Below are 1,330 nucleotides of genomic sequence, written 5' to 3' on the forward strand. Positions count from 1 at the left end.
CTTTCTCAGGGAAGGCCTTTAAAGGCATAAAGAACCTTGAAAGGCTTCCTTGCGACTTTGGCATAAAGGATTGGTTGTCAAGGGCGCTTATGCGCCGCAAAGCGGTTTTACAACCCTTGACAACCAATCCCTTTTGACGAACCGAACCGTACTGTTGCCTTGTTGCACTTGGCGTCTGAATTCACTCCCTCTGAAATTTCCCGGACAAAACCAAAAGAAAACCCGGCGAAATCGCCGGGTTTCCAAGTCATGTGCCTGACGAAGGATCTAGAAGGTCCGCTGGAAGCGGATACCGGCCTTGATTTCGTCTTCAGGACCATCGAAATTATCGAAATCCCTATTGGCATAACCCATGTCGACACCCATGGCGAAGCCGGAAACCGGCTCCCACTGAACGGAGCCATCAATCGCCCAACGGCTTCCGTTCGGGATTTGCTCCTCACCCGGATCGCTTTGGCTCACATCATAGTCAGCCCAAGATCCGTCAAGCGCCAGCCCAATGGTGGAAGTCGCCTGATGGTAAATACCGCCGGAGAGTGACAGGCCGGTATTCGTGTCGGAGGTGCCGGAACCATCTATGTTGTTGTAGTCCGGTATGCCAGCGGCATTCCCCATGTAAGACAGCGCGCCGTCGGCATACTGTGCCTGGAATGCGATGTTGGAGTCCGGAGACAGCATCGGCAGGTTGATGATCACGCCACCACCGATGGCCCAACCGAGGTTCCCGGCCTTGGACGCGTTTGCCGGACGCACATTGTGCAAGGCACCCATGACCTGCGCAGAGCCCCAGCCCTGGTCAACACGAATGTTGGCAACGATGTCCGGCCAGTTCTGGCCCGCATATGCCACCCGCGGTGTCTGGCGGAAGGTCGCATCTTCCAACGCAACCGTTGCCGAGAAGCCGTTGCCAAAGGCAGCCGTGTAAGCGAACAGGTTGGTCGTTACATCCGACCAATCACGGGTGACAACACCCATGAACGCCTGACCGGTGAAGATCTGGAAGAACGATGTCGTCCGGCCAACCGTCAATCCGCCCCACTGGATGTAGGCCGCTTCAAGGAAGAAGCTTTCACCACCGGCAGCAGCGAGATCTCCATCAGCACGGCTACCTTCCAGATTGTCGCTGTCCTGGGTCATGTACATGGACGTATAGGTCCGCAGCAGACCGAATTCCGTGTTGGTGCGGCTGTCGAGATAGACGTAGCCGCGTGCACGGAAGTTGATGTCGTTGCGCTCACGGTTGCCCCAGACGCCGTCATCGGCGAAGTTGTTGGCAACAGCTTCGACACGGACACGGCCGCCAACGCGCAGGCAGGTTTCGGTGCCCGGG

At 57.0% G+C, this 1,330-nt stretch carries 1 protein-coding gene; it reads right to left on the reverse strand.

The features are described 5' to 3' along the window. Positions 1-267 precede the first annotated feature (267 nt). The coding region (locus tag E1297_RS01760; protein ID WP_155133122.1) for a porin at positions 268-1,330 on the reverse strand (1,063 nt) is incomplete at its 5' end.

Source organism: Roseibium sp. RKSG952 (assembly GCF_009711355.1).